At 62.2% G+C, this 1886-nt stretch carries 2 protein-coding genes; both read left to right on the top strand.

Annotation, left to right across the window (positions count from 1 at the left end; translation table 11 throughout):
- Positions 1-126: 126 nt before the first annotated feature.
- A complete protein-coding gene (gene tnpB, locus D0Z70_RS25925; protein WP_420820410.1) occupies positions 127-309 on the top strand; it encodes an IS66 family insertion sequence element accessory protein TnpB in 183 nt (60 codons plus the stop codon).
- A 59-nt stretch (positions 310-368) separates the two neighbouring features.
- Positions 369-1886: IS66 family transposase (gene tnpC / locus D0Z70_RS24380; RefSeq protein ID WP_239019133.1), on the top strand; the 1518-nt coding region annotated here is incomplete at its 3' end.

Here is a 1886-nt window from a genome sequence, read left to right as displayed (position 1 = left end):
TTGTGCCGGCCTTTTTGTGTGGCCGCGACGGCTTACGTAGCGCAATCCCTGGCAGAGAAGCTGGCGCCGACGTCCCTCAAGCTCGCCTACCGTGAATCTGTGGCCGAATAATGCACAGGGGCCAAGATCCTGTGGCACGATGGCATTGGCATGTCGCTCTATGCCAAGCGTCTGGAGCGCGGGAAGTATATCTGGCCGTCGGCTGTAGACGGGGTAATTGCCATCTCTGCCTCCCAGCTGGCTTGCATGCTTGAGGCGATCGACTGGCGTAACCCGCAAGCAACCTGGCGCCCGACACTGGCCGGATAATCGGTGTCGGGAGGCTAAAAAGCTAGAGATTCCGGTGCTTTTCTGCTATGCCTTTAGGCATGGGTGACGCGGCGCAAGCAGAGATCCAGAGCCTTCGCGAGCAGCTTGCCGCAGCCCAGGCGGTCGCCGCCGAGGTGGCCCGGATAAAAGCGATCAACGCCGATCTGGAAGCCCGCAATGCCCTTCTGGAACTGCAGAATGAGAAGATGCGCCGCACCCTTTTTGGTCAGCGATCCGAACGTACCCGCCATCTGCTCGACCAGATGGAGCTGACGTTCGAGGAGTGCGAGACCACTGCCAGTGAAGACGAGGCATTGGCCGCGCTGGCGGCAGCAAAGACCAACGTCGCGCCGTTCGAACGCAAGCGGCCCGCCCGCAAGCCCTTGCCCGAGCATCTGCTGCGCGAACGCGTCGTCATTGCCGCGCCCGAGGCCTGTCCCTGCTGCGGCTCAGAACGGCTGTGCAAGCTGGGCGAGGATATCACCGAGACGCTCGAGGTGGTGCCGCGCCGATGGAAGATGGTCCAGACCGTGCGGGAGAAGTTCTCCTGTCGCGATTGCGAGAAGATCTCACAGCCGCCGGCGCCGTTCCATGTGACGCCTCGCGGGCTCTTTGGTCCCAGCTTCCTCGCCATGCTGCTGTTCGAGAAGTTCAGCGCGCATCAACCGCTCAACCGCCAGCGTGATCGCTATGCCCGCGAAGGCGTGGAGTTGAGCCTATCGACATTGGCCGACCAGGTCGGCACCTGCGCCGCCGCGCTGATGCCGCTCTATCTGCTGATCGAAGCCCACGTCCTGGCCGCCGAGCGACTGCATGGCGACGATACGACGGTGCCGGTGTTGGCCAAGACCAAGACCGACACGGGCAGGATCTGGACCTATGTACGAGACGATCGACCTTTCGGCGGGCCAGCGCCGCCAGCCGCGATCTTTCACTATTCCCGTGACCGGCGGGGTGAGCATCCCGTTGCCCATTTACGAGGCTGGAGCGGCATCCTCCAGGCGGACGCCTATGCCGGCTATAACGCGCTGTTTCAGACCGAGCGGGTTCCGGCGCCGCTGGCCCGCGCCCTATGCTGGAGCCATGCACGCCGCTATTTCTTCGAACTGGCCGATATCGCCACCCAGCTCAAGAAGCGCCGCAAGAAAGCGCCGGTTATCTCGCCGCTGGCAGTGGAAGCCGTCCGCCGCATCGATGTGATCTTCGACATCGAACGCGCCATCAATGGGAGGTCCGTGCAGGATCGTCTTGCCCTTCGCCAGGAACTCAGCGTCCCGCTGGTGGCCGAACTGGAGGCATGGATGCGCGAGAACCGGTCCAAGCTCTCCAAGAACAGCGATGTCGCCGAGGCCATGGATTACATGCTCAAGGCATGGCCGGCCTTCACCGCCTTCCTTGATGACGGCCGCATCTGCCTCACGAACAACGCTGCGGAACGGGCGCTAAGGGGCATAGCAACGACCGATTCATACTACACCTCCTCTTCAAATGTCCGGAAACAGGGACTTTTGGTTTTCCATTTTGATGCGACACGGGCCTCTGTGACGCGGGAACTGGGTCACTTCGTCCTTTTCCAG

The sequence above is a fragment of the Sphingobium terrigena genome, from assembly GCF_003591655.1.
Lineage (GTDB): Bacteria > Pseudomonadota > Alphaproteobacteria > Sphingomonadales > Sphingomonadaceae > Sphingobium > Sphingobium terrigena.
The sequence above is the reverse complement of the archived record's forward strand: the minus strand, read 5'-3'. Positions and strand labels throughout refer to the sequence as shown.